Origin of the sequence: Methanohalobium sp. (genome assembly GCF_046546175.1) — an archaeon.
GTDB lineage: Archaea > Halobacteriota > Methanosarcinia > Methanosarcinales > Methanosarcinaceae > Methanohalobium.
Map to the genome: position 1 here is coordinate 1 of NZ_JBKGYF010000084.1, position 7,128 is coordinate 7,128.

5 protein-coding genes are annotated in these 7,128 nt (G+C 35.4%); 2 read left to right on the forward strand and 3 right to left on the reverse strand.

Annotation, left to right across the window (positions count from 1 at the left end):
* A partial coding sequence (locus ACLFMM_RS08275) for an S-layer protein domain-containing protein (protein WP_410808265.1) occupies window positions 1-2,102 on the reverse strand: 2,102 nt, incomplete at its 3' end.
* A 336-nt stretch (window positions 2,103-2,438) separates the two neighbouring features.
* Between ACLFMM_RS08275 and ACLFMM_RS08280 the strand changes: the two genes are divergently transcribed.
* Entirely contained in the window at window positions 2,439-2,702 is a 264-nt protein-coding gene (locus ACLFMM_RS08280) for a hypothetical protein (RefSeq protein ID WP_410808266.1), read from the forward strand.
* 339 nt (window positions 2,703-3,041) lie between these two features.
* A complete protein-coding gene (locus tag ACLFMM_RS08285) occupies window positions 3,042-3,857 on the forward strand; it encodes a mechanosensitive ion channel family protein (protein WP_410808267.1) in 816 nt (271 codons plus the stop codon).
* Between the two features lie 114 nt (window positions 3,858-3,971).
* Here ACLFMM_RS08285 and ACLFMM_RS08290 read toward each other — a convergent pair whose 3' ends face one another.
* A complete protein-coding gene (locus ACLFMM_RS08290; RefSeq protein WP_410808268.1) occupies window positions 3,972-6,284 on the reverse strand; it encodes a PAS domain S-box protein in 2,313 nt (770 codons plus the stop codon).
* Between the two features lie 34 nt (window positions 6,285-6,318).
* Entirely contained in the window at window positions 6,319-6,444 is a 126-nt protein-coding gene (locus ACLFMM_RS08295; RefSeq protein WP_410808269.1) for a hypothetical protein, read from the reverse strand.
* Window positions 6,445-7,128 lie beyond the last annotated feature (684 nt).

Below are 7,128 nucleotides of genomic sequence, written 5' to 3' on the forward strand. Positions count from 1 at the left end.
TCAGATTCAACATCATTTTCTTCTTTTGATTCAGAGGAGGTATCTGATGATTCTTCATCTGCAACTGTTTTTTCTACATAAGGGTAGAATCTTACATCATCTGAATCAGCAGTATTGAAATAGATGTTTTCCATCAAATTCTGTGTATCACCTTTATCAAGTGTTATGGAATTGTTTAGAACCATTTTAATAGTGCCATCATCAAGAGAGTCAATTTCCATATTTCCATAGGTGTCTTCGGTTTCCAGTTCAATACCTTCATCATCGATTTGCCAGAACCCTTCGATAACAGCAATGCTATCTGCCTGACCCTGGAACACTTCGTCAACATAAAATTTGAGAGTGACTACATCTTCTTCACCCATTATATCCTGTTTATAGGCCCACGTGGTATCCTCATCATCCATATCTATGACTTTGTCGTCTATCTTTTCACCGTCTTTTGTAAGTTCGAGCCAGACCTTGTTACCGTCTACATCTATCTGCTGGGGAGTGACTGCATAACCGTCTTTGAGTTTGATGGTTTCTCCGGTTTTCACGGTTCGGCTTGCTCCGGAATGCATGGCCAGCTTACAGAGTTTGCTGACGTCTCCTTTTATTGGTACATAATCTTCTGCAAGGAACCCAATTTTATCGAAGCTATGTTTGAGTTTGCCGTATTTTTTAGATTTGATATCTTTCTGTATTTCGCTCTTGTATATTATATCAGATTCTCTATTGTTGTTTGGGTCATCATCGAGTTCTCGGTTATTATTATCCACATCGTCTACGTAAACAGAGAGTGTTTCAGAAAACTTGTCATCATCAAGGTCGTACCAAAATTCTGCAAACGAATAATTTTCTTCACCTTTTGGAGTCCAATTTATCCATCCATTGCCAATATTAAAGTCTGATTCATTAGCAACCGCGCCTCTAACATCATAAGTCCCAGTAGTTGTGATCTTGTTCTTCATGTAGAATCTTACATCATCTGAATCAGCAGTATTGAAATAGATGTTTTCCATCAAATTCTGTGTATCACCTTTATCAAGTGTTATGGAATTGTTTAGAACCATTTTAATAGTGCCATCATCAAGAGAGTCAATTTCCATATTTCCATAGGTGTCTTCGGTTTCCAGTTCAATACCTTCATCATCGATTTGCCAGAACCCTTCGATAACAGCAATGCTATCTGCCTGACCCTGGAACACTTCGTCAACATAAAATTTGAGAGTGACTACATCTTCTTCACCCATTATATCCTGTTTATAGGCCCACGTGGTATCCTCATCATCCATATCTATGACTTTGTCGTCTATCTTTTCACCGTCTTTTGTAAGTTCGAGCCAGACCTTGTTACCGTCTACATCTATCTGCTGGGGAGTGACTGCATAACCGTCTTTGAGTTTGATGGTTTCTCCGGTTTTCACGGTTCGGCTTGCTCCGGAATGCATGGCCAGCTTACAGAGTTTGCTGACGTCTCCTTTTATTGGTACATAATCTTCTGCAAGGAACCCAATTTTATCGAAGCTATGTTTGAGTTTGCCGTATTTTTTAGATTTGATATCTTTCTGTATTTCGCTTTCGTAGATTAATGAGTTTGAATCGTCACTAAGGGATCTTTCGCTTTCTGTTTCAGAAATATTGATCTTTATAGTTTCACTTGAGATATTATCATTATGATCATACCAGAATGTTGCAAAATCATCTGCATCGATTTTTAGATTGAAAAGTTTATCAGTATTTACACTATCTCCATCATTAAATCCAGTTACATCATAAGTTTCAAATTGGATTTGTGGAGTTTCCTGGCATGCCCCCTTCAATGCGATTTTGGCATTCCCATTATCAGGAGCATCTACAGATATTTCCTGATCATTATATGATGCAGTCCAATTTGATTCATTATCATCATATGTAATTTTTAAATCGTTATTGAAACTTCTCCAGTCATTGAAATCTTTCAAACTTACTTTTAGACTATTCGATGATTCAGTTCCATTTACATTCAAAGTAATATTATCCGCATGCATATTATATATTGAACTTTTAAGTTCTACAGAATCTACTGTATCGCTCTGTGCACTTATTGGGTTAGTTCCAACAAGCAAAGCAAGGGCCATAAATACTAATAGAATCAAGGTTAACTTTCTTTTCATGCTTTTTACTCCTTTTCAACATTATTTTATCAGTTGGACAGAACATATAGAAAGTTTCATCAAACTTCCAACTATTATTTTAAAGTAAAACTTGATGGAAATAAGTCAAAAATATATATAAATATAATTTTGTAGATTACGTTTATTAGTCACTTAGTTATTAACAAGTAGTTAAGTATGAAAGCTGAAAATTAGAAATATTTACTACGAATATACAACAATCAAACAGGTAAAATGTTTCTTAACGACTTACTGATTCTACAGAAAAATTGTATTAAGATGTGGCTAATTATTGTCTCATTGTATAGTTTTTGCAAACAAGTGATTACATTATTAAATGAACAGGATAAAGCTAAATGTCCAATAGACCACCATCTTGGTGCGTATTGTGTAGGAGATGCCACATCATATGTACTCAGATTCAAAACAAACAATGTCCTGTACATTTATTCTAAAGGTAGAGGCAGTTACAAAAGATGCAAACTGGAAAAATACGGTTTCCCGAGAAAACCTGCATCAAGACTTAAATACATCTATGGACTCTACAGCCTGTCCGACAATTAATGTTAAAGCAGATATATTCTACAAAGGGGTTTACCAAGTAACATAAATTATCAGTCCTAATCATTTATCTTATATCATTTGGTAGTATCCGTGTCTGGTTTTTGGATTATTGGATAAATGTCATTGGTAAATAACTTATTATTCATCTTATATTTATTTAAATAATAGATAAAATAAATTAATAGTATCGAATTGTCGGACAAGCTCTCCAGTTTGGAGACATCATGAGATTATCAAATTAGCTCATGATTTCACCCATTCTAATTTGATGATCTCTATACCGTTTGTAGATTAGTTTTTTATACTTAAAAACCCTTAAAAATTTTAAGGGTGTGTTATATGGAGAACGGAGTACTGTCACAAGGTATACCATATACAGAGTTAACTGTATCTGATTTGATTTTTGCAGTTGTTGTACTGCTAGTAGGTTTTATATTAGCTAGGATTGTAGTATCAATATTTAGGAACGGGTTGAAAAAGACAAAATTACCGGGTATTGTGATTGAATTCTTATCCAGGTTTCTGGTTGCATTATTATATGTACTTGTAATTCTTGCATTTGTAGGTGCACTGGGATTTGCTGTAGGTTCTGTATTCTTGGGTCTTTCAGCAGTTATCGGTTTAATCCTGGGTTTTGGTATGCAGGACACTCTGACAAATTTGACAGCAGGAATCTGGATAGCAACATTGCGCCCCATCGACAGGGATGATTATGTAACTATCAATGGAATGTTTGGAAAGGTGAACGCAGTAGGGATGATGGCAACTGAACTTATCACTCCTGACAATCAGTTCATCACAATCCCAAATAAACTCGTATGGGGAAGTGCAGTTATCAATGATACACGTATGCCAATACGAAGGGCAAGGGTTGATGTTGGTGTAAGTTATGATGCCAACCTTGATAAAGCAATCCAGGTTGCTTTTGATGTCATGAAAAATAATTCTATGGTTCTGGATGACCCTGCACCAGCAGTGGTAACATCAGGACTAGGTGATTCCTCGGTAAACCTTCAACTGCGTGCGTGGGCAAAAAATGAAGATGTGTGGACTGTCAAATGGGATCTTACCAGTGAAATATTTAAAGCCTACAGGGAACAAGGTATTGAAATACCGTATCCTCAGATGGATGTTCATCTAGATAAAGAAGAATGAAACAGGAAGCACTTTAAATCAAAGATTTAAAGTTATCCTTAAATTTGTAATTTAAGGAGCCACTTGGTATTTAGCCAAGTGGTAGATCACCTTTCTAAATCATTTATTGGGATCTCATCGGCTTTTTTCAACGCTGATCCAGAACATAGACCCTTCACCATCGGGGTTATCCTCAACATCCACACTGCCGCCATGAAGGTCAATTATACTTTTTACGATAGAAAGACCCAGACCTTTACCGGCAGTAGTTTTAGCTTTACCGCGTTTGAACCTGTCAAACAATTGACTTTTGTCTTCATCCGGTATTCCTGGACCTGAATCTTTTACTCTGATTTTCCAGTAATCACCCTTATCAAGTATATCCACGATGACTTCGCTCCCTTCAGGACTGTATTTTATGGAGTTGGATATCAGGTTGGAAAATGCTTGCTGTACTATAGGATTCACATTTGCATAATAGTGCTTGTTGCTACCATTTACAAATTTAATATTGATATTTTTATCAACCGAGTTGCTTTGCAATTCGGTAATGGTTTTTTGAAGAATATTACTGACATCCATCGGTTGGAATTCAATATTGTCCATACACTCTATTTTTGCAAGTTCACCGGCTTTTTCAATCAATTCAATAGCCCGGCTATTATTTCTTATTATCTTTTCAATAAGGTTGAGTTTAGCAGTATCTTTTTCCTTTTTATAAAGAAGGTCAGCAAACCCTTTGACAAGTCCAATTGGATTAAGCAGGTCGTGCCTTAGTATATCCGTAAACATTTCCCTGGTCTCATTCAGAGTTTCCAATTTTCTGGCATATTCCTGTAAATATTCTGCAGCTTTTTTACGCTCCTCTTCACTGCTAATAGATGAAGCTATAATACTGATAATGTGCTCATCATCATCGGTAAATTCCACACCATGTTGAAACACTACACATAAAGCACCAACAGGTTCTTCGTTACAATGCACAACACGACCGATATACGATTTGAGCCCATAATTGGTTACGTTTGGGTCTGTAGCCGCATAAGGTGTATTATTAAGGTCTTTAAATGACCAGATTTTTTTACTACCATCCATAATAACTTCGTAACAAATATGACCTTCCGGGTAAGCTACTGGATTATAATCAGCCGGTGCATTCCAATGAGCCTGCGTATACATCATCCCATTAACAAGACGGTTGTAAAGTGCGGCATCAGCATCAAACAGTTCCCCACATAAAGAAGTTAGACGCTGGATGTTTTCATCATGGTCTGGGCCAAGATTTACAAGAGTAGAATTTACCTTATTCAATCTCTCTTCCAGCTGTTTCCTTTTGGTGATATTTCTTGCAACACTCAAAATTGCAGTTTTACCATTGTAATTTACAATACTGGAATTGATTTCTACTGGTATTGGTTTCTCATCTTTAGTAACATGGGTGGTTTCAAATACTTGGACTTTATCAGCTGGTATTTGTTTGAAAAGGTTTTGAATGTATTCAGGGTTTAGAGAAGAATCGATATCCTGAGGTTTCATGGACAGCAGTTCTTCTCTTGTATACCCCAGTACGTTAACGGCAGCTTTGTTGACATCAATAAAATTACCATCAAGGTCCATAACCCATACAGTGTCGCTCATCCCGTCAATCAATTCTTTGTAATTTTCTTCGCTTCTTTTTAATTCATATTCAGTTTGCTTTCTTTCAGTTATGTCCAGGTGATACATCAGGACAGGACAAGGTCTCGGTTTTTTATTCAAAGGTATAACTTTCATTATAAACCAGCGTTCCTTGTCAGGTGCATGGCAGGGGTACTCCAGTTCAAATGTATCTTTATACCCCTGAATAACATCCCTTATCCCCTTTGCAGCGACAGGAGCTTCTTCAGATTTGTCACCAGTTGCTTCATTGCAGACTTTCAGATAATTTGTACCTTCACTGCAGCGTTCTGGATCCAGGTCATTATTTCTGGCAAATTCTCTCCATCCATCATTTACATGGATGATTGTGCCATCTGTATCAATAACTGCAAGATTGTCAGGTAACCTGTCTGTTATTTCACTGAGCAACTCTTCATTTGTTTTTTCGCTGCTGGTAAAATCAGTAATATCCTCTGCAGAACAGATGATATATTCCACATCACCCTTCTTATCCAGCTTTGGAGTTCTGGTTATAGATAGTAGCCTTTTAACCCCATCACTATTTTTAACCCATTCCTTAGCAAGGGTCTTTTCTTTGCAAGCAAATGCTCTTTTGTTATTAGTGATGTTTATTTCTGCTTCATTCTCATCAAAAATATCCAAAAAGTCTCTATTTTTCAAATCCCTGTCCTCAAAACCCAGAAAGTCAGCATGAGCTTTATTCGCCCCGGAATACGTCTTTTCATCAACGAGAAACCAGAGCTGGATACCTATATAGTCTAGAAGGTGGTTTTCTTCCACAGGATCCATATCATCTCAACCTTCATTATAAGTTGTTATATCATTAAAACATTATTATATCATTAATATAATAATATAAGGATTTATAGAAATATAATATATATCGGCTTGTCCTACTCTTCCCTTTAGCAAAATGTCTGAAAAAACCTATAATAGAAGTTAGAGGCATTCGCAATTCATGGCTAACATTTGCAAGAAGTCCACTTTCACCTTAATTAAAGTATTTTTTGCCTGTTTTCTTTCTGTAAACGCTGTTTATATGATTAATTCCATATGCTGTTAGTGTATAAATAATTATGTGTTTTTCTTTTGTAATAATTCAATTTTATATAGTTTTATATTAGTAGTTTTTCATAATAAATAAATTTGTTAGCACTTGGTAACCAGCATGTAATCCCTGTTAATTTCTGGGTTTTTATTTTAACAATTACATTGTTATATAATAATTTTTATATAGGACTTTTTTTTTGAAAACTCCCTTTTAAAAGACAAAGGTATATATAAAAGTATCCATCTAATAATAATCATTAAATAGCTTTTAGAATATATTTTTTTAAAAAAAGGAAGCAAGATAACAACCAAGCTTTTCGATAACTAATTAATCAATTTTTGTATGTATAACAACTTTAATATATAAGTATTATTTAGCAATAATCTTTATATAACATGATTTTACAATGTACTATTGTGCCTTTAAAGGGCACAAGTATAGATAGGATCTAGGTTTAAATCCAACGTAAAAAATACGTGGAGGAAGTGATCAATGATAGATATAAGTGAACCCGAAAAAATATTAGAAAGATATAATGTTAAAAAAGAGCAAGAAATGACGCCCGAAGAGGCAGCAGAGGAG